Below are 26,495 nucleotides of genomic sequence, written 5' to 3'. Positions count from 1 at the left end.
TTTTTTGTCGTGTACAGAGAGCGGCAACACAGCAATTGGCTGCGCTTGGAGCGAATGTCGTGGCCATTAGCCGAAGTCCGGAAAAAGCCGGTGAAATGCCGGAAAACGTGACTTTAGAAAAGTGCGATGTACTGGACCGTGATGCAATGTCTGCATTGTTTGAAGCTCATGGGCCATTCGATATTTTGGTCAGTGCAGCCACCGGTGGAGCGCGTGCAATCGGGCCATTTGCTGAAATGGATATGGACGGATACAAAGCATCTTTTGACAAGTTATGGGGCTATAGCAATGTAGTGCGTCTCGGTTTGGAGCATTTAAGTGACTCAGGCGCCATTGTATTAGTCAGTGGGTCGCCAGCTCGTCACTGTAATCCGGGCCAGGTGGCAATTTCGTCTGTCGGTGGTGCAGTCGAAGCGATGGTTCGCGGCGTTGCCAAAGAGATCAAACCGAAGCGCATTAATGCGATGTCACCCGGTTTAATCGATACGCCAATGGTGAGTCTGGAAGGCGATGCGCGTGATGCACATTATGATCGAATTACGGCTAAGAATTTAATTCCGCGTGCGGGTACAGCGGATGAAGCGGCGCAGGGGATTATCTTTTTGATTCAGAATGACTTTGTGACGGGTACAGTTCTGGATGTTGATGGTGGGATTTTGCTGTCTTAAGTTGTGTTTTGATAGCGGTATTAGTGCTCAGGTGAGGCGGGATATTTGCCGTATCACCTTAAATTGTTCGTCATAATATATGTTATGTTAAATTACTGGTCCGAAACGGGTGTTTAGAGATGGGATGCTGTATTACCTGATCAATTATGCAGAATCGCGCAACTCACGCAATTTCTCTGGCTGTAACACAACAATCTCAGGTCCATCCTCATAAATCACTCCGCGCTCTTTCATTTTTCCTAATACCCGCGAGAACGTTTCTGGTTGCAAACCAAGTCGCGAGGCCACAATTGACTTTTTTGACGGCAATTCAATACGTTGCTCAGTTTTATCATCAGATATAAAAGCCAGAAAGTAGCCTGCTACTTTTTGTTGAGCAGATGACATGCTGAGAGTATGAATGTCGTTAATGAATTTATGCACACGCAAGCTAAGACTCGCCAACATTTTTAATGACAAGCCAGTGTTCTGTGCCATCAAGTTACGAATTGCAGCCGCTGGAATCCTGATCATTTCAGTTGAGTCAATAGTATTGGCGTAGACAGGGTAGGGCTTATCTAACAAAGCAACCGATTCAGCAAAGGTCTCACCCGCACGAATGATTTCAATCACCTTCTCCTTTCCATCTGGCGTTAGCCGATACAAACGAACACTACCGGAAATCACCAGAAAAAAATGAGTTGCCGGATCGCGTTCAGCAAACAGGGGGGTGTTGGCAGGGTGCGTGGTTTTTTTAGAAGCATTGGCAATAGGCATCAGGTCAGTTTGGCTAAGGCTCTGGAAAATAGCAGCGGCACGCAGGAACTGTTCCATGGATTTTCTCACTCTGGCGAAGGTTAACAGGAGCGTATCACAGGGTGGGGGCCTGTTAAGTGAAATTTGCCACTTGACCACGGTCAAGGCGATGTTTTTAGTGAGTGCGTATTCTGCGAAGCATTACTTACTGAATTCAATATGGAGAGACAGATGTTTTGTTATCAATGTGAGCAAACAATGCGTAGTGATGTACAGGATGGTTGTTATACGGATAAAGGGGTTTGCGGAAAGACCGCTGAGACGTCTGATCTTCAGGATATTCTGATTTATCAAGTTAAAGGCATCGCTCAATATGCACAGTTAGCGCGTGGTTTAGGCGTCGTGGATGTGGCTGTCGATGACTTTATTCAGTTCGCTATCTTCACTACATTAACCAATGTGAATTTCACCTCTGCTCGCTTTGTTAGCCTGGTTCAGCAAGCAGCTGAAGTGCGTAACAGCATTAAAGATAAATATTTGGCGGCTGCGTTATTAAAAGGTGTGGAAGCTGAAGTACCAATGGGGCCGGCTCAGTTTGATCCGGCAGCAGATATGGATAATATCCTGAAGCAAGAGTCTGTTGCGATTGTAAATAAAGACCACGATATTATCGGCGAAGACGCTAATGGCTTGAAAATGTTGATTCTGTATGGAATGAAAGGGGTTTGTGCTTACTCACATCACGCTAGAATGCTGGGCTATCGTCAGGATGATATTGATGCAGAAATTGAACGCATTTTGACATACTTAACTAGCAACCCTACTGATATTGAAGACTTGTTAAATCAAGCGCTGTCAGCGGGTCATTTGAATCTGAAAGTAATGGATCTGCTGGATCGGGCTAATAATGAAACTTTCGGTAACCAAGAGCCAACACAAGTACGTGTCACGCCTGTTGCTGGTAAGTGTTTACTGGTGAGTGGTCATGATTTACATGATATGCACCAGATTCTTGAGCAGACTAAAGACATGGGTATTAACGTGTATACACACGGTGAAATGTTACCAGCCCATGCTTATCCTGGCTTGAAGAAATACCCGCATCTGGCAGGGAATTATGGTGGTGCATGGCAGGATCAGCAGCGTGAGTTTGCAGAGTTCCCTGGCCCTATTGTATTAACGTCTAACTGCATTATCGAGCCTGCCAAGAACTATCGTCAGCGTATTTTTACAACCGGCCCAGTGGGTTGGCCGGGTGTACGTCATATTGAAGGCGGTAATTACAAGCCGTTAATTCAGGCAGCGAAAGCCTTGCCAGGGTTTAAAGCGGATGAAGAGGAGAAGACTATTACTACCGGCTTTGGTCACCACACAGTATTGGGTGTGGCCGATAAAGTGATTGATGCGGTGAAGTCTGGTGCTATTAAACACTTCTTTATGATTGGTGGTTGTGATGGTGCAAAGCCAGGTCGCAATTACTACACGGAGCTTGCTGAAAAGACCCCTGATGACACCATAATGATGACGCTGGGTTGTAATAAATTCCGCTTCAATAAGGAAGAGTTTGGCGATATTGGCGGCATCCCACGCCTGTTGGATATGGGACAGTGTAACGATGCATTCTCTGCGATTAAGGTAGCGACTGAGCTGGCTAATGCCTTTGAGTGTGGGGTGAATGACTTGCCATTATCTTTAATGGTGTCTTGGTTTGAACAGAAGGCAACAGCCGTGTTACTAGCGCTATTAGCCGCTGGTGTGAAAGGAATCCATCTTGGTCCTAGCTTGCCGCCGTACCTCACTTCAAACTTGCTGGCTGTTCTGGTAGAGCGTTTTGACATTAGGGTAAATGGAACAGCAGAAGCTGACTTAGAAAAAGCACTTGGTCATGCTGTTGCTTGAGTATTATTTCAATTTAGTCCGGTTTATTGACGATTAGAAGTAACTTACTGAGTTCAAACAGAGAGTTATTTTTAAAGACTGGCCGGAGCCATTTTCTCCGGCCATTTTTAATGGAAAAACACAATGTCAGAGTTTCAAATTCAATTAAAAACCAATGATGGTCAGACACTATCATTCGCCTGTGATCCTGAAGAGGATTTGGTGTCGGCAGCTGAAAAAGAGAATATTTTTCTAGCGGCACAGTGTCATGCGGGTTCTTGTGGTGCCTGTATCGCTCATCATGAAAGCGGTGACTATCGCTTGGGTGAATGTAGTACCGATGCCTTGACTGCTGCTGATATTGCTCAACAGCAGGTATTGTTGTGTCGTACTTATCCGCAAAGTGATTTGATGATGACACTGCCGTATGCGTACAGCGTCGTTCGGTTTGAGAAAATGCCCGAGCGCGAAGCGGAGATTGTTGCTAAAACGTATCTGACGGAAGATACCGTGAAGCTTGATCTGCAATTATTACCAGATGAAGATGAAAGTCTCAGTTTGGATTTTGAACCTGGTCAGTTTATGGAGGTGCATATTCCGGGGGATGAAGCGGGCGCTAAACGTGCATACTCCTTAGCAAATGCACCGAACTGGGATGGCAGTCTGGAGTTTTTAATCAAACTTCGTGAGAATGGTCAGTTTTCAACGTTTTTAGATAAAACAGCTGAAGCAGGCATGAAGCTGCGATTAGATGGGCCGATGGGGACATTTATGTTGCAAGATCATGGCTTACGCCCACGTTATTTTGTGGCAGGTGGCTGTGGCTTAGCATCTGTGATGTCGATGTTGCGACGCATGGCGGAGTGGGATGAGCCGCATCCGGTGAAATTATTCTTTGGTGTGTGGTCGGAAAGCGATATATTTTTCCAGCAAGAGATAGAAGCACTGGCTGCTGAATATCCAAAACTGGAATATCAGCTTTGTGTGACTGAACCGTCTGACAGTTGGCAGGGTTACAGAGGTTCGGTCGTGGCAGCATTTGAAGCAGCACTCAAAGCAGAAAAAGGTAAACCAGATATTTATATTTGTGGCTCGCCAGGTTTGATTGAGGGTATTGCAGACGTTGCAGCAGTGTGTGGTGTTGATCGTAGCGAATTAATTTATGAGCGTTACTTAGCCAATACACAACCAACAGGTGCTACACGTTGTGAGGTGGTTGCACCGCAAAGTTAAGCGTTACAGTCTCAACGGAATAAGGCCTTATCTGTCGTTAGAATCTGCTTTTAGAATAAGCAACTAACTGCTATAAGGCCTTATTTGGTTTAAATCAGAGACATCCTATGAAAAGTATTGTCCTTGACGGTCAAGCAGTCACTCCCTCTAAAATCATCTGTATTGGTCGTAACTATGTCGGCCACATTGAAGAACTTAATAACGAGGTTCCCGAAGAACCGGTGATTTTTCTTAAGCCTAACTCCTCAATTGCTAAGGATGCCTGTTCAGGCACAGACACGCCGGTTCATTATGAAGGAGAGATGTGCTTTGTTGTGAAAGACGGAAAACTATCAGCGGTCGGTTTTGGTTTGGATCTTACCAAAAGAGAAGTGCAATCACGTCTAAAAAAGAAGGGACTGCCTTGGGAGCGTGCTAAATGCTTTGATGGGTCTGCTGTATTTAGTGACTTCGTAAACTTTGATGGTGAATTGTCCGATCTACGCATGGAGCTGTCCATTAATGGCGAGCTTATTCAGCAAGCAGGCTACGAACTTATGATGAACAAGCCAGAAGATATTTTGCAGGAAGTCAGTACCTTTTTATCGCTTGAAGATGGTGATGTGATAATGACAGGCACACCAAAAGGTGTCGGTGTTTTAAATGCTGGCGATAAGTTTGCTGGAAGCATTTACAGTGGAAATGATCGGGTGATTTATCAGGAATGGACGATCGTCTAACTACTGAATGTGCGTTTTCAGTAGTGATTTATTCCTTATTGATACCCGAATAATAAGCGTGATTTACAGGGATTGATTAGGATGCTGCTAGAATAATACATTAACGATAAAACACTCTCTCAGGATAATGAATGGAAGCAAAGGCATCGATCAACATACAAGAGTCCGTTGATGATTTGAAAGAGCGTGCTTTGGATAAACTAAGCATTTATCTGTCGGTGTCAGCTGTATTTTTATTTGTGGCGTTCCTTTATCGTTTGACGGATGTTGATTGGCAAAACGCTTACTACCTACAGTTCACCTGTTTCTTTCTGTTTGTTATTGTTTTTTCGGTCAGAAAAAAACTGTCCTATAAAGTCACTATCTATAGTTATTTACTATTCGGCTTTATCGTTACGGCCACTGAATTTATCAGTTTAGGCTTGTCCGGCATGGGTGAGATCGCATCGTTATTTTGCATCATGCTCTCATTCTTTTATCTTGACAGAAAATCAACAGCCGTTGTTGCTTTAATCATCATTACCATATTTTTTTATTCGCAGTATCAATTCTTATATGCAGGCCACACACCCTCTGCTAATGACTTAGCATACATGTCCTGGCGTTCAGCATGGGTTGGTCGATTGGTTGCTGATACGGCTTTTTTTATGATTATTGGTATGAGTGTCTACTACCTGCAGGATCAGATTATTAGCTTGCTCCTCAAGGTGGAGCGTCAGAAGAAAACCATCGAAGCGCAGAAAAAACAAATTGAGGAATTGGCGAACCGGGATGCTTTAACCGGCTTGCCTTCTGTTCGTGTTGCGGATCATCGTCTTGAAGAAGTGCTGTGGTGTGCTAAAGAGCAACGCCATGAATCAGCACTGTTATTTCTGGATTTAGACGGCTTTAAGACGATTAATGATACCTATGGCCATGCAGCTGGTGATGAGGTTTTGAAGAGGGTCGCGAGGCGAATTTCATCGGCGCTGCGATCAAATGATATAGCGTGTCGTATCGGTGGTGATGAGTTTTTGGTGATTGTTGAAAAGATTGCAGATCGTCGGGATATAGAAAAACTTTGTCAGCGGCTTATCAACACGATCGGGTCTCCCATGACATATCATAATGCTGAATTGACTGTTGGGGTTAGCATTGGTGCGGCAAGTTACCCGCATTGTGCCAAAAGCTCTGGAGGTTTGCGGCTTAAAGCTGATGAGATGATGTATCGGGTTAAAAAATCAGGAAAAAATAATTATCTGATTTCTATGGAAGGTTTAGTGTCAGCGTAGCCAGTGATATTTCCAGTGATATTTGTTGTAGTGAAGAAACAGGCTCACAGTGATGAAAGTTTGGTTTTAATCATCGGAACATCGGTATAATCTCCCACTAGTTTCCTAATTATACTCAGAGAGCATCACATGACAGAGAAGACAGAAGTTCCCGATAGTGCCTTTTTTAAACGTGCTGACGAACATATCAGCTTGTCGAATGATCAAATCACCGAAGAAGTGAATCCCGGAAAAGTGAGCGCATCGATGATGTTTTCAGTGGCACGTTTTAACGCGTGGGTGACTGCAGCGAACTGCGGCAATGTGATCCAGATGCTGGACAGTAAAGAAGATGCGATTGAGTATTTTGTGTCGGAGTACAAGTCCATGTTGGAGCAAAATATGGATGAGTATATTGAGAACTTTGATAAGTACATGGGGAAACGAGAAAGCGAATGATCCGTCTTACCAATATCCAATTGCCGCTTGATCACGATGAACAAGCACTCAGCGATGCTATCTTAAAAAAACTGGAAATCACCGCGGATCAGCTCATCGACTTTACTGTGTTTCGCCGTGGCTATGACGCGCGTAAAAAAAATAGCATCAACCTCATTTACACCCTGGATGCAAGCACTCGACAAGATGATTTCTTGTTGGAGAAGTTCATTGCGGATCAGTTGGTAAAAGCGACGCCAGATATGGAATATAAGTTTGTGGCACAAGCCCCTGAGAACTTATCCGAGCGTCCTGTGGTAATTGGGTTTGGTCCCTGTGGTTTATTAGCTGGTTTGGTCTTGGCACAGATGGGGTACAAGCCACTGATTCTGGAGCGTGGTAAAGAGGTACGTGAGCGCACCAAAGACACCTTCGGTTTTTGGCGTAAAAAAGTGTTAAATACCGAATCCAATGTGCAATTTGGCGAAGGTGGTGCCGGTACGTTCTCTGACGGAAAACTGTACAGTCAGGTGAAAGATCCCAAACATTACTCACGCAAAGTGCTCAATGAATTTGTGGAAGCCGGTGCACCGGATGAAATCTTATTTGTCAGTAAGCCGCATATTGGTACGTTCCGTTTGGTGTCGATGGTGGAGAAAATGCGCGCCAAGATCATCGAACTGGGTGGCGAGATTCGATTTAGCTCTCGTGTTGATGGTGTGGATATCAAAAACGGACAGATACGCGGCGTAACATTGTCTACCGGTGAAAAAATCCAATCCAGGCACATTGCCGTGGCGATTGGTCACAGTGCTCGTGACACCTTTCAGCTACTGCTTGATAATGGCGTACATATCGAAGCCAAGCCATTCTCTGTTGGCTTCAGAATTGAGCATCAGCAATCCACTATTGATAAAGCGCGTTTTGGTCGTAATGCGGGGAATCCTATTTTAGGTGCTGCAGATTACAAGCTGGTACATCACTGCAAAAACGGGCGTTCCGTGTATAGTTTCTGTATGTGTCCTGGTGGCACGGTGGTTGCTGCAACCTCAGAAGAAGGGCGTGTTGTGACCAATGGTATGAGTCAATACTCAAGGAATGAGCGGAATGCTAACAGTGCCGTGGTAGTGGGAATTGATCCATCTGACTATCCCGGTGGGCCTCTGGCAGGTTTAGATTTTCAGCGCGAGTTAGAGAGTCAGGCCTATGTGCTGGGTGGTGAAAACTACGATGCCCCAGCACAACGTGTGGGTGATTTTTTGAAAGGTAAGCCTTCTGAAAATCTGGGATCGGTTACACCATCTTATACACCGGGGATTAAACTAACCGACCTGTCCAAAGCGCTCCCGGACTTTTGCATCGAGGCAATCCGCGAAGCCATTCCTGCCTTTAACCGAAAAATTAACGGCTTTGCCTTGGACGATGCCATCCTAACAGGCGTTGAAACCCGCACCTCAGCACCAATCAACATCAAACGTGGTGATGACTTTCAAAGCATTAATACTAAGGGCTTGTTTCCGGCAGGTGAGGGTGCAGGTTATGCAGGTGGTATTATGTCTGCAGCGATTGATGGTATTAAAATTGCTGAAGCGATGGCGCTTAGTATCAATAAAGAATTTTAAATTTATGAGTAATTCACGTTATGCAAACCATAGTTATCGTAGGAGGTGGCGCTGGCGGCCTTGAACTGGCCACTAGTCTTGGAAATAAACTCGGTAAACGCAAGAAAGCCAGAATCATTCTGGTGGATAAAAATCGCACTCATATCTGGAAGCCATTGCTGCATGAACTGGCAACAGGTGCGCTAGATCGTAGTACGGATGGCGTGGTATATCACGCTCATGCTGCGCGCCATCACTATCAATTCCAGCTGGGCACCATGATTGGCATGGATGCAGACGAAAAAGTCATTGAGCTGAATGCTCTGTACTCCGACAAAGGAAAGCTGATTCTGCCGGAGCGCAAGGTTCCTTACGACACCTTGGTGATGGCGGTGGGTAGTGTGAGTAATGATTTTGGTACGCCGGGCGTTGAGGAGAACTGCTATTTTCTGGATTCACATAAGCAGGCAGAACGTTTTCATCAGTCTATGCTGGATCAGTTTATGCGTGTCTATCAACCGGCGGCAGAAGGTCAGTTAAAACTGGCGATCGTTGGCGGTGGTGCGACAGGCGTTGAGTTGTCCGCTGAGCTATATCACGTGGCTGACTTGTTAAAGATGTATGACCTGTCAAATGCAACACCACAGCCACCAGAGATCACCCTAATTGAAGCGGGTCCACGAATATTACCGGCTCTGCCGGAGAAGATCGCAGCATCAGCACGTCGTGAGCTGGAAAAACTCGGTGTGACAGTCAAGGTAAATACACGCGTCACTGCGGCCGATGAAAATGGTTTTACCACAGAAGGTGATCAGCGAATCGATGCGCACATCAGTGTGTGGGCAGCGGGCGTAAAAGCCCCTGACTTCATTCATGAAATGGGTATATTTGAGACGAACCGCAGCGGACAGATTATCGTCAAGCCAACCTTGCAAAGTACTAATGATGATCAGGTATTCGTGATTGGTGACTGCTGTGCCTGTGAGCAACCGGACGGGAGTTGGGTGCCACCGCGTGCTCAATCAGCTCATCAGATGGCGTCACTGGTTTACAAGAATATTTTACAACAGCGCAGCGATAAACCTCTCAAAGAGTATTTGTATAAAGACCATGGCTCATTGGTTAACCTCAGTACCTACAGTACCGTCGGTAGCTTAATGGGTAATTTGGCAAAGGGCTCTATGTTCATTGAGGGGCACTTGGCGCGCATCGTGTATGTCTCCTTATATCGTATGCATCAGATTGCGATACACGGCTGGTTTGGTGGAGCAGCAGTCTGGTTAGCACACAAAATCGGCAATACCGTTAAGCCTAAAATGAAGTTGCATTGATAACAAATGATTTAATATCAATATTTATGATATAAACACACGATTAATAATTATTTGTGACAACGCGGCTAGTGTATAACTACCGCATAATTATACACAGGAGATGTGTAGCGAAAGCTGCATGAGACTATGAAGTACAACAACATTTTAGAAACTATTGGCAACACACCACATGTTCGTATTAACAAGTTGTTTCGTGATGACCTTGAAGTATGGATGAAAGTTGAACGCTTTAATCCGGGTGGTAGCATTAAAGACCGTATCGGTCTGGCAATGATTGAAGATGCTGAAAAAGCAGGTGTTTTAAAAGAGGGCACTGTCATCATCGAGCCGACCTCCGGTAACACCGGTATTGGTTTGGCACAGGCGGCCGCTGTCAAAGGCTACCGTCTGATTCTGACCATGCCTGAGTCTATGTCTATTGAGCGTCGTCGCTTACTGGCAGCACTTGGTGCGGAGCTAGTGTTGACGCCTAAAGAAAATGGCATGGGTGGTGCGATTGCTAAGGCCTCTGAGCTTGCTGAAGAGACCGCTAACAGCTGGATTCCACAGCAGTTTAATAATCAGGCCAATGCACAAGTACACCGTGACACAACTGCCCAGGAAATTCTGGCTGACTTCCCAGAAGGCTTGGATTACATGATTACTGGTGTGGGTACCGGAGGTCACATTACTGGTTGTGCTGAAGTACTAAAGCCAGCGATGCCAAACCTGAAAGTGTTTGCAGTGGAGCCTAGTAAATCACCAGTGATTAGTGGTGGTGAAAAAGGATTACATCGTTTGCAAGGAATTGGCGCAGGCTTTATTCCTCAGGTTCTGAACACCGAGATTTTGGATGGTACCGTATTGGTTGAAGATGAAGATGCCTTTGAAATGACGCGCCGTTGTGCTACTGAAGAGGGTATCTTCGTGGGTATTTCTTCAGGCGCTAGTTTAGCGGCAGTAAAAGCGAAAGAGTCAGAGCTACCGAAGGGTAGTAAAGTACTGATCTTTAGTTACGACACGGGTGAGCGTTACTTATCCATCGAAGATTTGTTTGCTTAAACGCAGATAACTTCATTAAAGGCGGGCTGATGAGTTAGTGCCGATCAGCTCGCTTGAACATGGTGGTCGTCATGGCCAATACTTTTTTTGCTGATGTCTCATCAATCAAGCAGTCGCTTGCATAGGCGTCAAGTGTGCTATTCATCGCTTTCAGATGAGTCGTCAAAGATTCTTTATCTTTTGCTGACAGGTCATAACGATTTAACGTTCTCAGTAGCGCTACGGAGGCATTGTTCAGACTCTGGTTCTGTCTTGGTGTGGGATTGTCATGTGCAGTAGCAAGGCCTAGTGTTTGGATCACCTCCCTCACCACATCACCTTTATACTCAAACGCTGAGACTGAGTGCTCACCAAACAGCAACTGGCAGTCTTTTACGAAACCCTGATAATCCAAATGCTTTGCAAACCAAGGAATATCCAGCATGTCAGCAAAGGATAAGTCTTTGCCATAACAGGGATTGTTCCCAAGCTGCGGGTTGCGAATACACTGTTTGTAATAGCTTTCAATAAAGCTCAATGGATCTCGAAACCATACCCAAATTTCTACTTTAAAAAGCTTGCCCAACGCTCGTAACAAGTCGTGTGACTGCTCTGGGAAATCCCACCAATAATTATAAATGCCCTCAGATGATATAATAATGGTGTGCGTATCCGCTTTGACTTGCGCGATAATATTCCTGAAGTTTTCTAAAAAACGATCCACATGTGTGGTGATCAGGTTCTTCTCAAACCACTGATGCCTTGGTGCAGTTGGGTTTTGCAATCCCCGGATATTATGAGGGTAGAGAATGCCTTTGCCTCTGAGCTTACGCTGCTTTTTGTCGAGGTAAGTTTGCAGACTGGTGGTACCTGTTTTTGGAGTCCCGGCATGAATAACCAGCTTGAGTTGTCGATCACCTGAGTGATCAGCAGTCTCGCGCTCACACGATTCCAGTAGGGCAGCGATTTCGCGGGTGAACTCGCTGCCAGGACTTCCTGCTATAGCCATTGGATTGCAGACATTAGTCGTTTACTCAACCATCTCAGGATATTCCGGCATTTCATGTAAGCGATTATGAATAGCGTGATGAATAAACGACAGTTTGGCGCGGACTGGTTTCGTTAGAATAAACGGGTAGGCATCATTCAGCCCCATGCTACGATTCAAAGAATTAAGAATGACCGAGAAGTCTATCCAGGTTTCCAGTATGGTCGTAATTGAAGTTTGGCCTGAGAAAAAATAGGCATCCTGAGGGAGACTTAAATCATCAACATCTTCCGTTTCAACTGAGTTGGAGGAGGTCGAGCCGGTAATAGAAAAATTCTTGGCCGTCTCGAGCGTATCCATAATATGCATATAGTGCGCCCAGGTTTCTGCCCAGTCTTCATAGGCATGCATGGTGGCATATTGACTGATGAAATTCTCACTCCAGTTTGCAGGTGCGCCCTCTTTGTAGTGCCTGTCTAAGGCATCCTGATAGCTAAGCTGGTCATCGCCAAAATAGTGCTTACACAACTCATGTTTCTCCGGCGAGCCAAAGATCAACTGGTCGAAATAATAGTGTCCCAACTCATGACGAAAATGTCCCAGAAGTGTTCGGTAGCGTTCACCCATCGCCAGCTTCGTGTGGGAACGGGCAACCTCATTCGCTTCTGCAAGGTTAATTGTGATGTGGCCAAAACTATGGCCGGTCAGTACTGGCTCCTTATCTTCCAAACGGCTGGCAAAGTGATCAGTTACGTCGCGGTCAGTAGTAAACGAAAAGCTCAAACCATTCTTCGGGTCTTCACTTAAGTTGCGTACGGGTAAACTAAATGCCTTGAGTGTGTATATCGCCCGACGTTTTGCTGTTTCCATTTTCTTCCATAACGGAATGTGCTCAACCACAGTCAGATCAGGGATAGTTTCGTTAAACTGACATCCCGCGCATAAAACTTCATCTCCTTCATCACCATCGTAAGTGTTGAGATTAACCATGCCATTACAGACTTGGTATTTGGCATTGTTATCGCACTTTTGAAAATGTACTTCTGGTTTGTCAGCCTTATAGTAGTGACCGGTTGTTTCATCTAAATCATACGGTTCAACCTTATCGAACCAATCATCCAGCCCCACCGTTCTGTTACATGCTACACAATGGTTGCTTTCAAAAAATAAGATTTGCTGATCTTCACAAGTACATTTAAACGTTTTCATAGGTTTCGATTGATGATTTGGTAAGTCGATTTGGCGATGACAACATCTTTGCTGCTCCCGACGTATGATTTTATCATGTTGCTAATTCACATAGCAGCTGCATTGTGAGCCTTTGAATCGCCAGTTGCACCTTATTTCATGTGCTGTTTCTTATTGGCTTTTTCAAGCCGCTCGTGTCTTGGTTAAGCTCATTAAGTTTCTCCCGGTTGAACGCCTTATTGTTTGTAATGGAGAAAGGTATATTATTAAGTAATTGTAGGTACACAAAAGACCTGAGTTCAAATCATATGCCGGATCAACTCACCACGACTGAAATTGAACAACGCACACCTGTTTGGTTTGCGCTCTCGAGGTTATGGGTGGGCAATCAGCTCAACGATAACGACTTGGAAAAAATTGCACAGATAATGGTGGATAGCGGTTACTCGCTTAATGAACTAAGAGTGATCTGTGATAGTGAGATTGCCCCAACGCTGATGCAAAAAGGTTTTGCCAGGCAATGGTCTGGTTTTGATGAGAGTTGGTTAGCACAGCAGATTGTGAATCAATTAAACAAGCCAAAACGCTGGCAAGACGCGTTGTTAGACCCACTACGCAGACCGTTTGTGGGATTAGCTGTGGAGTCGGAATGGCCGGCATTGATTATGAAGTATCAGCGGATACAAAGGATGAAAACGCGGATTGAGTTATGACCCGTACAGCTCACCGATATGAATACGCTTAGTTTGCCACTTCAGTACAGATACTTTGCTATATAATCGTCATAATGATGCGACTAGATAAAAGCATAACAAGTGCAAAGTGGATGGGAATTCGGAGCCGTTCATTCCTCGCGTTTGCTGTACTCACGTTATTTACTCTATTGGCAAGTCTTGTTGGCTGGGTATCTTATAATCGGATAGGCGACGAGCTTGACCGCGTGGTACAAGTGAATATGAACTCCCTGCAGTTGATGGCTAACCTCAAAGAATATGGTACTAGCATTACTGTGAGAGCGCCGACATTGCTAACGGCGAAAGATGAGATAACTCATCAACAAATACAGCGTGAGGTCAATCTCGATGTAGAAGCCATGTTGAATTTACTGTCCGAAGACACGAAACAACATCGTCTCGTTACACCAGCAACGACCCTGATTGCACAAATTAATACATTAAATGATGTTCTGGAAAAACTGAATAAGAATGTGGCCAGACAACTTCAGACTGAAGCTGAGAAAATGGCTTTTAGCCAAAAACTACGATGGCTTGCATCAACCTTTTTAAATGATATAGACAGTGTTACTCAAAGTTCTGAAAGACTTAGTGACAACGAACAACAAGCTTTTAACGGTGACTTGCGCGCACTTTATCGCATTAAAGCTGACGTTAATTTATTGACCAACTTAGTTGACCGTGTGCAACATCTGCCAGATTTAAGTTCGCTCATTGCAATCAACATTCACTCCAATGAGGTGGTGGAAAGTCTTGGTAATGACCTAAGTTTGTTGAGTACTTCTCAAGATTATTTGGCAATCAAGCAAGCGGTGTTAGATCTCACGCTATTGGCAAAAGGCCACAACAATATATTCTCGATTCGCCGACAAGAACGTAATCTGGTAGAAAAGAGTCAGGTGTTGCTTGAAGCGGTTCGTCATGAATTATCTGGTCTTAATCAATTATTAAGTAAACAAGCCAATAATGCTGAGCTAGCGGCTCAAGAGGCTGCGCAAAATGTACAGGCGACGATTAAGCAGGGGCGTATTTGGGCGATCTTTTTAGTCGGTGGCAGTTTGCTGTTTTTGGTACTGATTGTTTGGTTGTATATCGGGCACAATATTGTAGCGCGTATCACTAGCTTAAATGCTTCTATGCGCTCGATTGCCAGTGGTGATCTGGACACTGAAATACAGATTAATGGTCACGATGAAATCGGTGCAATGGCTCTATCGCTTCGTAGCTTCCGTGACCAGCTTAGTACCTTACAAGAGGAGTTAGTCCAGTCAGGCAGACTTGCCGCAGTAGGGCAGTTGTCTGCAGGCATTGCTCATGAGATAAACCAGCCATTGTCAGCGATTCGACACTATACCCGTAACAGCACACGTCTGATTCAGTTGGGAAGGATTAAAGAAGCAGAAGAGAACCTAACCCATATTAACCTGCTGACAAAGCGAATTATTACCACGATTAGTCAGCTCAAATCGATGGCTAAGGGCCAGCCAAGTAACTTGCAAATGGTTGATGTAAAGAAGGCTATTGACAATGCTATGTTGATGCTCAGTGGTGATAAAGTACTGGCTGACACGCATTTAGTGATTGATCTACCGGAGGGGGAAACACAGGTTTATGCAGACCCTAATCAGTTAGAGCAGGTTATTCGAAACCTGATTACCAATGCGCTGGATGCAGTATCTGACAATGTCCATAAAACGATTCGAGTGAATTGTCAGGGCGATGATGACCACGTCGAAATCAAAGTGTCTGATAATGGCCTGGGTATTCCCAAGGCGTTAAGAAAACAAATCTTAGACCCTTTCTTTACCACCAAAAAACGGGGCTTAAATCTCGGGTTAGGCTTATCCATTGCCTATAACTTAGTCAAAGGATTTGGTGGAAAATTGACGATTGATGAAGGCGTGGAAATTGGTGCTTCATTCTGTATTCAACTTCCCCGATACAAACAAGGAAAGCATGAACGACCAGAATAATAACCAGATTATCATTATTGATGATGAAGCGATTGTCCGTGATGCCATGCTGCAAACACTGGAGCTGGAAGGCTTTCAGGCGAGGGCTTTTGAAGATCCGAGAGAGGCGTTTGCACATTGTTCAATGTCGTGGCCTGGAGTAGTAATTTGTGACGTTCGCATGGAAATCATGGGTGGTTTGGATGTGTTGAAACACATTTTGGATATTGACCATGAAATCCCTGTGATCATGTTTAGTGCACATGCAGATATTGCCGTTGCGATTCAGGCGATACGTTTAGGCGCGTATGATTTTTTGGAAAAGACCAACGACCCCGAACATCAAATTAATACGATCAACCGTGCCAGCAAAAAACGCCAGTTAGTGTTGGAAAACCGTAGGCTACGCCAAGCCATCGATGGCCAACATATCATTGAAACGCGTTTAATCGGTCAAAGTGTTCTAACGCAACGCTTACGTGAATCAGTACTTCAGCTGGCTGAGGTCGATGTTGACCTGATTATTAATGGTGCGACAGGTACGGGAAAAGAAGTGGTGGCTAAGTGTCTGCATGACTTTAGTAGTCGGGCTGATAAGCCTTTTGTTGCACTTAACTGTGGTGCCTTGTCAGAGTCGATTATTGAGAGTGAATTATTTGGTCATGAGGCTGGCGCATTTACCGGAGCGCTAAAACGTCGTATTGGTAAGATTGAATACGCTAATGGTGGAACCTTGTTTTTGGATGAAATCGAGAGCATGCCTGCCTCCCTGCAAGTACAAATGTTACGAGTGCTTCAGGAGCGTACCTTGCAACGCTTGGGTGGCAATAGCGAAATCAATGTAGACATCAGGGTGTTGGCAGCCAGTAAGGTGAGTTTGCGGGAGGCTGCGGATGAAGGCGAGTTTAGAGAGGATCTTTACTACCGGCTCAATGTGGCCAGCATTGATATTCCTACTCTGGATCAGCGAAAAGAAGATATTCCTTTATTATTTAAGCACTTCGTGGATCAAGCTAGTCAGCGTGCCGGGCGAAAAGCGGCACTGATTCCAGGTACCCTGTTGTTTCAGTTAAGTCAGACAGCTTGGTCAGGCAATATACGTGAATTACGGAATGCTGCGGAGCGTTGGTTTATAGGCTTGCCGCTGAATATTGATCAGGCGTTTGCATCCATTTCTGAAACAGACAGCCTGGATGATAACGTGGCGAACTATGAACGTGCTGTCATTAGCGCCGCACTGAGTAAACACAAAGGTCATATTGAGAACACCGCTCAGGCACTATGCATTCCCCGAAAGAAGCTTTACCTACGCATGAAAAAGTATGGTCTGGAACGAGACGACTTTCTGTGTGACTGAGTTAATATTGACTCATTGGTAGGGCTCTTAATGAGTCAATATTGACATGCTTTATTTTCCCCGCGGTCACTTTACAGGCCTGTCGCTCCCTCGCGACGTGTTATTTAAGTCTCTTCAAAGTTGGCATAACTGTTGCTATAGCATTTATTGAGTAATGTTTTTTTGCACTACTCCAAACTTTGGACTTTGAGGAATAACATGAAATCTTTGACTCGTAATATCACGACCTTATGTATCTCAGCGTTAGCGGCCGTAACATTCACAGCAACCGCAGCAGACCGTTGGGATATGCCAACGCCTTATGGTGATGGTACGCACCATACACAGGTTGCACGTGCCTTTGCTGAAGAGGTAACGGCAAACTCGAAAGGTGAACTGACTATCAAGGTTCACTCAGGTGGTTCTTTAATCAAGCACCCTGAAATTCACCGTGCGGTCAAATCACGTCAGGTACAGTTGGGTGAGGTGTTTATTGGCCGTTTGGGTAATACAGACCCTATTTTTAAGTTGGATAATATCCCATTCTTAGCGACTGACTTTGATAGTGCTGAGAAACTCTATAAAGCGTCAAAAGAAGAGCTGCAGAAAGCGCTGGCAAAAGACAATCTGATGTTGCTTTATGCTGCGCCATGGCCTGCACAAGATCTTTACTCGAATAAGTCGGTGACTAGTCTTGCTGACCTAAAGGGCTTAAAAATGCGCTCCTACAGCCCGTCAACATCTCGTTTGGCTGACCTGATGGGGACTACGCCGGTGAATATCCCATTTAGTGATGTGGCGCAGGCCTTCACAACCAATGCTGTTGACGCGATGGTGACGTCTCCAAGCACCGGTGTAAATGGCCAAAGCTGGGATTACATCTCACACTTCACCACGATTCATGCGTGGATTCCTAAGAACATGACGTTCGTGAATAAAAAAGTATTTGACCGTCTGGACGAAGAAACACAAAAGGTGATTCTGGCGGCTGCGGAAACTGCTGAGAAAAAAGGCTGGGAGCTAGGCCGTAAACTGGCGGTTGAAGATACTGAAACACTGAAGAAAAATGGCATGACAGTTATTGAGCCAAGCGACACGCTGCAATCTGAAATGCGTGCTATTGGTGAGGTGATGCTTGCTGACTGGCTGGAAGAGTCGGGTGAGACTGGTAAGGCAATTATTGATGCTTACAAAGCTCAGTAAAGCGAACAAGTCACCACTGTAGCGGTTCGGGGCAGGGTTAATCCCATTGCTTCGGGTCGCTTTTCATCAGTTACCGGATAATGGCTATGCAGACATTCAAACACTATTTCTATAAAACCTCCCTGATACTCTCGGGAGGTTGTCTTGTTGTGATGACGTTGTTGATCCTGTCACAAATTGTGGCGAGATCTCTAGGTATCGTCATACCATCATCAGAAGATTTTGCAGGCTGGCTATTGTCAGCCACTGTCTTTTTCGGGCTCGCCTATACGTTTAACAATGGTGGGCATATTCGCGTGTCAATCTTGCTAATTCGTTTACCTGCCTCAGTGCGACGCTATTTTGAGTTGTTTAATTTATTCGTGGGCTTGTTGATCTGCACATACTTGGCCTACTACACCCTTTTTACGGTTTACGACTCGTTTAGCTATGAGGAAGTCACCGATACTTATTTAGCCGTGCCGCTGGGATTAGTGCAGTTGCCTATGGCGCTGGGGTCGTTGTTTTTGATGATCGCCGTGTTGGATAATTTTGTTACGGCAATTAAGGGTGGTACTCCCGAGTATCTGGCTCATGAAGACGAACTGGGGAGTATGGAGTAAATCATGGACTCAACACTAATTGGATTTATTTTATTCGCCAGTTTGATACTGATGCTGACTTCCGGAATCTGGGTGGCTTTAACACTAACGGGCGTATCGATTATTGGGCTGCTGTTAATTGAAAATAACAGTATCGGTTTATTACTTGGCACATCCTCCTGGAGCGCAATGACTAGCTGGTCATTAACTGCTTTGCCATTATTTATCTGGATGGGGGAGATTTTATTTAGAACGCGTTTGTCGCAGGATTTGTTTGAGGGTTTAGCACCTTGGCTATCAAAACTGCCGGGCAAGCTACTGCATGTCAATATCCTGAGTTGCGGTATTTTTGCAGCGGTTTCAGGCTCATCAGCGGCGACTGCAGCAACGATTGGTCGTATGACACTGCCAGAACTTGCTAAGCGTGGTTACAGCGAAAAAATGGCCATTGGGACGCTGGCAGGCTCTGGTACTTTGGGTTTATTAATCCCACCATCAATCATTCTGATTGTTTATGGTGTGTCAGCGGAAGTATCGATTGCACGCTTGTTTCTTGCGGGCGCGTTGCCGGGTCTAGTGCTGATTGTCTTGTTTATGCTCTATACCGTTGTGTGGACGATGCTCAATAAAGATGCTGACACGGTATCTGATGACATCAGCTACAGCTTTAAACAAAAGATTCAGGCACTAAAGAAGTTGATTCCGATTGTGTTACTGATCGGTGGTGTATTGGGGTCTATTTACAAAGGATTTGCAACACCTACCGAGGCTGCGGCGCTTGGTGTGGCCGGTGCATTGCTCTTGTCAGCGGTACTGGGGAGTTTCAGCTGGGCCAGTTTGGGTGACAGTATTGTCGGGGCGGTTAAAAACTCCTGCATGCTGGGCTTGATTTTGGTTGGTGCGCACTTCCTGACCTTGGCCATGGGTTTTATTGGAATCCCCAATGCCCTGGCGGAATGGATTGCATCATTAGGACTTTCGCCACTGGGTCTGATCTTTTACCTGACCATCTTTTTTGTGATTATGGGCTGCTTCCTTGATGGTATCTCGGTCATCGTGTTAACCACTTCAGTGGTGTTACCAATGGTGACTCAGGCGAATATTGACCTTATCTGGTTTGGTATTTTTCTGGTACTGGTGGTTGAAATGTCGCAGATTACGCCGCCTGTGGGCTTTAACCTATTTGTTATTCAAGCCTTAACCGGGAAAAACATACTCTACGTGGCGAAAGCTGCTTTGCCGTTTTTCTTTATCATCGCCAGTGCCATTATCATAATCACCATCTTTCCATCGCTGGTTCTCTATCTGCCAACATTGATGTCCTCATAGGGGCTGGTCTGTTTGTGAAAATCAGGATACTCTGAGTGTCAGTTTACTCGGAGTATCTTGTTTTTTGTCAGCAGTGATCAATAAATACATATGTGTTGTATCGTCTACTGTAAGCCTCCTGTTCTGCCTGCATAATCCGTCATGGGCGAATGATACTGTCATTATAAAGGCGGTTGGCACATGGGGATATTTTACAAATTACCAAAAGCACGAAGGGCCGTTTTGGAATAAGCGAATCGCTCAAGTCACTGATAAGCAAATTATTGGTGAGATAAAGCCGCAAACCGAACTGGATTTGCCCGGCTCCGAGATTATGCGCCTCGTAAAACAGGGTGTGTTTGATTTTGCCTTTGGCTTGCCCGGTTATGTGAACCGTGAAAGCGCTATCTTTGAAGGGGCAGATCTGTCCTCACTGACACAAAATCTGGCAGTACAAAAGCAGGTGTCAGAAGCCTACTTCCCGACCTTAGCGCAAGCATTCAAAGAAAAGTACAACGCCAAGTTAATGACGCTATACCCCTTTCCTAGCCAGATGATTTGGTGCAGTAGCTTGATTCGCGGTATTGATGATCTGAAAGGAAAGCGGATTCGTGTTTATTTAAGTACCTTGGGGGACTTTGTTGATGGGGTGGGTGCGATACCTGTTAATGCACCGTTTAAGGATGTGATAAAAGCATTGTCTGATGGCTCTTTGGACTGCGCCATTACGGGGACGATGTCAGCATATACCAGTCAATTGCACAAAGTTGCTCCTTATGGGTTTACCTTGCGGGTCGGTTGGGGCCTGGCATTTGGTGCCATGAATATGGAGAAGTGGAAGCTGTTAAGTAGTCCGCTACAAAAGACACTGAATGACGAAATGGCAAAGCTGACTGAGCAAATGTGGCGTGAGACTGCGACTGAAGATGCGATTGCATTGGCCTGTTTATCGACAGGGCCGTGCAGTATTGGCGAGGTTGGCAATATAACTTTGGTGGAACCTTCTGAAGCGGACCTGGCTATTCGTGATACCGTGGCGCGTGAGGTGATTTTGCCTCGCTGGGTTGAGCGTTGTGGGCCTGAGTGTACCGCTAACTGGAATCGAACAGTGGGTCGGGTGCTAGACTTGCGTGCTGATACTAATCCTGATTAGTGCTGGTAAGTTTGCGGCCATGGGGTTGGGTTTTATTATTTAGTAGGCTTGATAGGTCTTTAATGAGTGTTCGTAAACTAACCACTGCAATTCTACTTGTCAGAGGTAGAAAACAATAGTTCGACCGTTTTCATAGGGAGAAATAGCCGAACGCGCCCGTTGTGTTCACACAAAACTTCAAAGCCATATTTTGTATAAAAACTTTGTGCTGATTCTGTAAGGCAATCAACCACAATAGCGTATGCCCGCATATGCGCATTAACTTCCCATAGATACTTTAGAGCTCTACTAAGACTAACTTTACCCAAGCCACTACCGTGAAATTCCTTATGGACAGCAAGTTGAGCTAATAGAAAAACCGGAACAGGATAGCGTGGTAATTTTTTTGCCAGTTTAGGCGGTAGGCTCTCACGATCAATCGAGCTTGGTGCGATGCTGTAAAATGAACAGATAGGATACTTTTGATTAGGCAAAGGCTCTGTGCCAGGCAGTACCATCGTGCGACTTATTCCTGCCTGCATGTGTTTCGCTGCCTGAGTTTTGATAAACGTATTTAACTCGGTTTCTCCGCAGTCAAAAGAATCGCGGTCATGAGTGATTTTGTTCAGTTCTTCAAACGATTTTGCCCAGCTCATTTAAAGCCCTGCTCATCGCTGAAGGCGACAGCATCAAGTAATGCCTGATTTGGTGCTTTTGCTTTTTCACAAGCAGCCATGAACTCATCAAAAACATCATCTTTTAAGGTGATGGTTTCATGCTCCGATATTACTTGTGTGGAGTCTTCGTCCATTAAACGCACAACATACTCAGTTAGGCTCTTTAGGCCTAACAATGCGGATGCCTTCTCTGCTTTGGACTTGATTTCTTCATCAAGCCGAATATCTAAACGTGCGGTTGCCATGGTGTACCTCTAATTGTACGGAAATATTCCGGATATAGTGAACTATAGTTCTTTGAACTTAGAGTGGCAAGTTGTACGGATAGTTTCCGGTAAAATGATTATAAAAGCGCCCCAGTATGTCTACTGAGGCGCATTTGCGTCCAGCTCTGTTAAGTTCTTCGAAATTTATTCTTTCTCAGTACTCTCCGTAAGCTTTTCTTCTGCTGAATCAACAGCTGCTTCATCTCTGGCTTCCGGTTCTTTCGCCTCCACAGGTTTTCTTGCGGTTGCGGTATTAGCCGGAGTGTTTATTGTACTATCAGGCTTGTCTTCAACCGTCACTTCAGGCTCAACTACAGCTTCTGATTTCATCTCAGAATCAGCAGATTCCTCTTGCTCCGGCTCACTCACCCAAGCCTCACGTGAAACCCGCTCAACCAACGTCTTCCCTGTAAAGCTGGACAGCTCAAAATACTCCTCGCGGTCCGTCGCTTTCACCACATACTCTTCAGAGTCTTTTATTTTAGCCAGCTGATAGCCACGCTCACCATCTTTAAATGTCAGGCTAACAGTGACTTCAGGTTTATCCAGCTGATACTCCGGCTTGGCCTCTTTACCCAATACTTTACTGATGCGCAAGCTATCAAACGAAGATAAGGCCTGATTTATCGCTGACTGATCTAATTGCTGACCTTCAGCTAGAGAGTCTGCTTTCCAGAGCTTTGGTTTTGGTGACGTCGAAGTTGCTGATTCCTTTGCCGCTGCCACTGGAGTATCCGGCTTCTCTTCCATTAAACTCAGATTTAAATCACCGAGCTTTATACCAATCACATCGTCTTTAGCAACTTGCAGCAAAGTCTTATTCTGCCACTCATCCACCGCAATCGGTACGTCATAGCTACCAATTTCTGCCACGTAGACTGCTTCCTGATCGGCATTTCTCAGGTGACTTTTACGCACACCAGAGCCGGTTCCCAGAAACAATTCAGCGACCGTATTACCCGATTTTTTTAGTAACACACGACGTTCAAACGCATCGTCAGCAACTTTAAATCGCTTCAATGCAGCCTCAGAGGTAGCCACTGGCAGACCAAATTTCAGCCCTGCCAATTTCTCCAGTAGTGCGTCCATTTTTCCGGCCTCTAGCGGAAAGGCCTCAGCAGTTTGCCATTTGCCATCCTGTTTGCTGAGTTCGAGGGTGGTGTCATTACCATTAATGCTGACCTGATCGATCTGCGCTTTGTCAAAGTTCAGCAAGGTGGATGAGGCGGCCTGACCACTGAGTTGCGTTTTTCCGGAAAACGCCCACACTGCCAAACCAACTTGTAAGACCGCGACCACGGCCAGTATTGAGATCATTGTTTTCATGATTTATACCTCCGCTAATAGCGATTCATAATGTTTTTGCTTACTGGCTTTACGCGCACGTCGCCATACCCAAACCAAGCCCAGACCACCTAAAGCCAGTGCATAGTTGAGGTATTCCCAGAAGAAGCGCGATGACTGCTGCATAGGTTCTAGTGTGCGGGCAAATTGCGCACGGCTACGAATACTGAGCAGAGCCTGATCATCCAGCGACCAGTCAATGGCATTTTGGATGAACTCCAGCGGCTGCGTGTAGAACGTGCCTTGTGCCTGTGACGCAAGGTTTAGCACCTGATCACTGGCAAAGGTGTTACTACCGATGAGAATGATGCGTGCTGAATCCGAGGAGCGTGAAATAACACTGCTTACCACAGTTTTCTTTTCTTCCGCATCCTGAGTGGTAGCGGCTTCCGCTGGTGCACCATTATTAATCTCATCCGCCAGTGCCAGAGGTGATTCGGGTTTTTCCGGCGCTTCGATCAGTGGTGAGTCTTTACCCTTAAACCAGGACTCAAACTGACCATCGACACTCACCGCCAGCACTTCGGCACCACGCTCAGCAGGCACGGTAAAACCGGTCGATGGATATTGCTGATAGTCCGGCATCACATTCAGCGAATCAGCGACCCAACTATCATCGGAGGAGCGCATTAACTCAGTGACGGTGCGCTGCTTGTTTTTATCCGCATCCACGTCAATAGGCGAGGCCCAGTTCAGTGTCATTTGGCCCAAACCAGAGGTGGTTGGATTGTCACCATTCAGCGTATCACCGCGTAAATCAGGGAAGTGCGGGTAGGGCATCATCTTAATTTCATTAAGCGATAAACTGCCTAAACGACGACGTACTGGCACAGCCAATGAGGCATTTTTAGGATCAAGCACCATGGTTTTTTCCAGCGTCAGACCGTGATGTTGTAGCCATTCATCCATGCCCGAGCTGTGATTCTTAGCTTCCAGTGTATTGGTGATTGCCACATCATAAGGGGAGGTTGCTAGCATCACAGTGCCGCCTTGCATTAGGAATTGATCCACCGCAAATAGCTGCTTTTCATCCAGATTATCCGGCCCCAGCAAAACCAGCATATCGGCATTGGTTGGCACCTGACCGTCCTTTAGGTCGGTATTAATCATACGCACGTTTTCACCCAAGACTTGCTGCAAACCGTCGTAGCTTTTACCAGCAGGCGGCTGTGGCATATACGGATTCGCAGGTGCAGCAGGCTCAGGCGTGACTAAAGCAACCGTCTTCAAATAACCCGGTGCCATACGCTGTACGGCTGCGGTAATGGACTGCTTGAGCGTGCTTTTATCTAGATCTGCAGGCAGCGGAACCTGTACCAGCTCGCCATCACCTTGCAGCAACATATAGAACCAGAATGGTTTGGGATCAAAGATGTTGGCGATTTGTGGGCCAAAGCCGTAATCCTGCTGTAAGCGGTTAGCCAATTCACGATTAGCATCCGGGTCTTCAAAACTCACAGTGAGTTTATCGCCGGCCTCGGTTTTCAGATCCGTAATGATTTCATCCAGTGATTTGCGCAGCTCTGCCAAGGATTCCGGCAGTTTATTATCTGCTGAAATATAGGCCTGAAATGCCACTGGCTTTTGCAGGGAGGCAAAGATATTGCCGCCAGCCTGATAGGTATTAGCGATCTTTTTCACCGCGCGGGTAATGGCGTATTCCGGATTTTTTAACAGTACTTCCGGCTCACCATCGCCGCCACCTTTGACTTCAATCAAATCATTAAAGGACAAAGTTTCGTACTGATCACCATAAGCCACCACCAGATCAAAATAGGAGTTCACCACGCCCGCCTCATAGCGGCTGGCCATGCGGAAAGGTACCGGACGAATGCCGTATTTATCCGCAGCTTCTTCCTCCAGCGACTGATCGGTGTGTGGGTCAACAAACTCCACGCGTACCCGTTCGCCCCCAACGACTTGATACTCTTCCAGCAGGTCTTTGATTTGTGGAGTGAGAGGCTCCAGCAGCGGATGACTTTTTGATGAGAAGTAACCGCGAATCAGTAGTGGTTCCTGCAATTGCTGCAAATAACCTCGGGTGGATTCTGACAGTGAATAGATTTTGCCTTCGGTTAAGTCCACACGCGCTTTACCAATCGGACTCAGCCAGACATTCATTAAAATAAAATTCAGAATAGCCAGAGCAACAATCATACCCCACTGCTTATGACGAGATGACACCGGATTACCGGCCCAGCGGAAGCGTTCCAATGAGAAGATATTCAGCGTCAGGAAAATACCGACAATGGAGAGGTAATAGTACAAATCACGTACATCCAACACGCCGCGAGTGATTGAATCAAACCGCGAACCCGTGCCCAGTAGCGACATAAATCCGGCGATTTCGTGACCGACTAACCCGGTGAGTGTATTGGAACCTAGCAGATAGAAAAAACCGGCAACGGCGGTGGTCAGAATGAGTGCGACAACCGGATTATCCGTGCGCGCGCTCATATATAAACCAATGGCAATATAGGCCGCAGCTAGGAATAAGCTCGCCAGATAACCACCAATCACCGGTCCCCAATCCAGCGGCCCCATCATGGACACCGTGACTGGTAAAGGAAGGGTTAGTACCAGTGCGAGTGCTACCAAGGCAAGGCTGGCGAAGAACTTGCCGAAAACCAGACGCGTCGGAGATACCGGACTGGTGAGCAAACTTTCCAGCGTGCCGGAGCGTCGTTCCTCCGACCAACTGCGCATAGTTAGCGCGGCAACGAGGAAAATCAGCAGGATTGGCATCCAGCGAAACAGTGGTTTTAAATCAGCAATGTTGCGGGCAAAAAACGCTTCTGCCCAGAAGAAAATAAATAATGTGACCAGCAAAAATGCACCCATAAACAACCAGGCGGCAGGTGATGCAAAGAAGCTGTTAAATTCTTTTTTAAATACCTGAAACATGACTTC

At 45.8% G+C, this 26,495-nt stretch carries 23 protein-coding genes; 16 read left to right on the top strand and 7 right to left on the bottom strand.

The annotated features are described in order from the left end of the window. On the top strand, positions 1-668 hold a 668-nt coding region (locus tag DKW60_RS08485), incomplete at its 5' end, for an SDR family oxidoreductase (RefSeq protein WP_109837228.1). A gap of 144 nt (positions 669-812) precedes the next feature. Here the strand turns inward: DKW60_RS08485 and DKW60_RS08480 are convergent. Beyond that, entirely contained in the window at positions 813-1,481 is a 669-nt protein-coding gene (locus DKW60_RS08480; RefSeq protein WP_109837222.1) for a Crp/Fnr family transcriptional regulator, read from the bottom strand. 153 nt (positions 1,482-1,634) lie between these two features. Here DKW60_RS08480 and hcp point away from each other — a divergent pair, with 153 nt between their 5' ends. The 8 genes from hcp (at position 1,635) to cysK (ending at position 10,897) form a co-directional block, all read left to right on the top strand. Then, a complete protein-coding gene (gene hcp, locus DKW60_RS08475; RefSeq protein WP_109837221.1) occupies positions 1,635-3,302 on the top strand; it encodes a hydroxylamine reductase in 1,668 nt (555 codons plus the stop codon). A 123-nt stretch (positions 3,303-3,425) separates the two neighbouring features. Further along, the gene (locus DKW60_RS08470) at positions 3,426-4,514 is read left to right on the top strand and encodes a 2Fe-2S iron-sulfur cluster binding domain-containing protein (protein WP_109837220.1); all 1,089 of its coding nucleotides are present in this window, start codon (positions 3,426-3,428) and stop codon (positions 4,512-4,514) included. A gap of 107 nt (positions 4,515-4,621) precedes the next feature. Then, entirely contained in the window at positions 4,622-5,233 is a 612-nt protein-coding gene (locus DKW60_RS08465; RefSeq protein ID WP_109837219.1) for a fumarylacetoacetate hydrolase family protein, read from the top strand. 131 nt (positions 5,234-5,364) lie between these two features. Beyond that, a complete protein-coding gene (locus DKW60_RS08460) occupies positions 5,365-6,504 on the top strand; it encodes a GGDEF domain-containing protein (protein WP_109837218.1) in 1,140 nt (379 codons plus the stop codon). 129 nt (positions 6,505-6,633) lie between these two features. Then, on the top strand, positions 6,634-6,942 hold the full coding sequence (locus tag DKW60_RS08455) for a DUF3144 domain-containing protein (RefSeq protein WP_109837217.1): 309 nt from the start codon (positions 6,634-6,636) through the stop codon (positions 6,940-6,942). Next, entirely contained in the window at positions 6,939-8,543 is a 1,605-nt protein-coding gene (locus DKW60_RS08450; protein WP_109837216.1) for an NAD(P)/FAD-dependent oxidoreductase, read from the top strand. The genes DKW60_RS08455 and DKW60_RS08450 overlap by 4 nt, the downstream gene beginning before the upstream one ends. A gap of 20 nt (positions 8,544-8,563) precedes the next feature. Further along, on the top strand, positions 8,564-9,853 hold the full coding sequence (locus DKW60_RS08445) for an NAD(P)/FAD-dependent oxidoreductase (protein WP_109837215.1): 1,290 nt from the start codon (positions 8,564-8,566) through the stop codon (positions 9,851-9,853). Positions 9,854-9,982: 129 nt separating this feature from the next. After that, entirely contained in the window at positions 9,983-10,897 is a 915-nt protein-coding gene (gene cysK, locus DKW60_RS08440; RefSeq protein ID WP_109837214.1) for a cysteine synthase A, read from the top strand. Positions 10,898-10,931: 34 nt separating this feature from the next. On the opposite strand, the gene DKW60_RS08435 is transcribed toward cysK, so the two are convergent. Continuing rightward, the gene (locus tag DKW60_RS08435; protein WP_109837213.1) at positions 10,932-11,885 is read right to left on the bottom strand and encodes a sulfotransferase family protein; all 954 of its coding nucleotides are present in this window, start codon (positions 11,883-11,885) and stop codon (positions 10,932-10,934) included. A gap of 21 nt (positions 11,886-11,906) precedes the next feature. Next, positions 11,907-13,073 (bottom strand): zinc-binding metallopeptidase family protein, encoded by a 1,167-nt coding sequence (locus tag DKW60_RS08430; protein WP_109837212.1) that lies wholly within the window; start codon positions 13,071-13,073, stop codon positions 11,907-11,909. Positions 13,074-13,360: 287 nt separating this feature from the next. On the opposite strand from DKW60_RS08430, the gene DKW60_RS08425 reads away from it, so the two are divergent. The 7 genes from DKW60_RS08425 to DKW60_RS08395 all read left to right on the top strand — a co-directional run bounded on the left by DKW60_RS08425 (position 13,361) and on the right by DKW60_RS08395 (position 21,319). Beyond that, on the top strand, positions 13,361-13,765 hold the full coding sequence (locus DKW60_RS08425; RefSeq protein ID WP_109837211.1) for a DUF7079 family protein: 405 nt from the start codon (positions 13,361-13,363) through the stop codon (positions 13,763-13,765). Between the two features lie 113 nt (positions 13,766-13,878). After that, positions 13,879-15,759 carry an ATP-binding protein gene (locus DKW60_RS08420; protein ID WP_219988678.1) on the top strand — a complete coding sequence of 627 codons (1,881 nt, stop codon included), beginning with the start codon at positions 13,879-13,881 and terminating at the stop codon, positions 15,757-15,759. Continuing rightward, a complete protein-coding gene (locus DKW60_RS08415) occupies positions 15,743-17,095 on the top strand; it encodes a sigma-54-dependent transcriptional regulator (protein ID WP_109837210.1) in 1,353 nt (450 codons plus the stop codon). Before DKW60_RS08420 ends, DKW60_RS08415 begins: the two co-directional genes overlap by 17 nt. 198 nt (positions 17,096-17,293) lie before the next feature. After that, positions 17,294-18,277, top strand: coding sequence for a TRAP transporter substrate-binding protein (locus DKW60_RS08410; protein ID WP_109837209.1), 984 nt, complete (start codon positions 17,294-17,296; stop codon positions 18,275-18,277). Positions 18,278-18,363: 86 nt separating this feature from the next. After that, the gene (locus tag DKW60_RS08405) at positions 18,364-18,879 is read left to right on the top strand and encodes a TRAP transporter small permease (protein ID WP_181389627.1); all 516 of its coding nucleotides are present in this window, start codon (positions 18,364-18,366) and stop codon (positions 18,877-18,879) included. 3 nt (positions 18,880-18,882) lie between these two features. Then, positions 18,883-20,187, top strand: coding sequence for a TRAP transporter large permease (locus tag DKW60_RS08400; RefSeq protein WP_181389626.1), 1,305 nt, complete (start codon positions 18,883-18,885; stop codon positions 20,185-20,187). A 73-nt stretch (positions 20,188-20,260) separates the two neighbouring features. Further along, a complete protein-coding gene (locus tag DKW60_RS08395; protein ID WP_245929640.1) occupies positions 20,261-21,319 on the top strand; it encodes a TRAP transporter substrate-binding protein in 1,059 nt (352 codons plus the stop codon). Between the two features lie 92 nt (positions 21,320-21,411). Here the strand turns inward: DKW60_RS08395 and DKW60_RS08390 are convergent, their stop codons facing one another. From DKW60_RS08390 to DKW60_RS08375, 4 genes are all read right to left on the bottom strand, one after another. Next, a complete protein-coding gene (locus tag DKW60_RS08390; RefSeq protein ID WP_109837206.1) occupies positions 21,412-21,954 on the bottom strand; it encodes a GNAT family N-acetyltransferase in 543 nt (180 codons plus the stop codon). Continuing rightward, a complete protein-coding gene (locus tag DKW60_RS08385; RefSeq protein ID WP_109837205.1) occupies positions 21,951-22,220 on the bottom strand; it encodes a type II toxin-antitoxin system TacA family antitoxin in 270 nt (89 codons plus the stop codon). The genes DKW60_RS08390 and DKW60_RS08385 overlap by 4 nt, the downstream gene beginning before the upstream one ends. Positions 22,221-22,385: 165 nt before the next feature. After that, positions 22,386-23,567, bottom strand: coding sequence for a DUF4340 domain-containing protein (locus DKW60_RS08380; RefSeq protein WP_109837204.1), 1,182 nt, complete (start codon positions 23,565-23,567; stop codon positions 22,386-22,388). 3 nt (positions 23,568-23,570) lie between these two features. Continuing rightward, complete coding sequence (locus DKW60_RS08375) at positions 23,571-26,489, bottom strand: Gldg family protein (protein ID WP_219988676.1); 2,919 nt, start codon at positions 26,487-26,489, stop codon at positions 23,571-23,573. Between the last annotated feature and the right edge of the window lie 6 nt (positions 26,490-26,495).

Origin of the sequence: Leucothrix pacifica (assembly GCF_003172875.1) — a bacterium.
GTDB lineage: Bacteria > Pseudomonadota > Gammaproteobacteria > Thiotrichales > Thiotrichaceae > Leucothrix > Leucothrix pacifica.
This window is presented reverse-complemented; position numbering and strand designations above follow the sequence as displayed.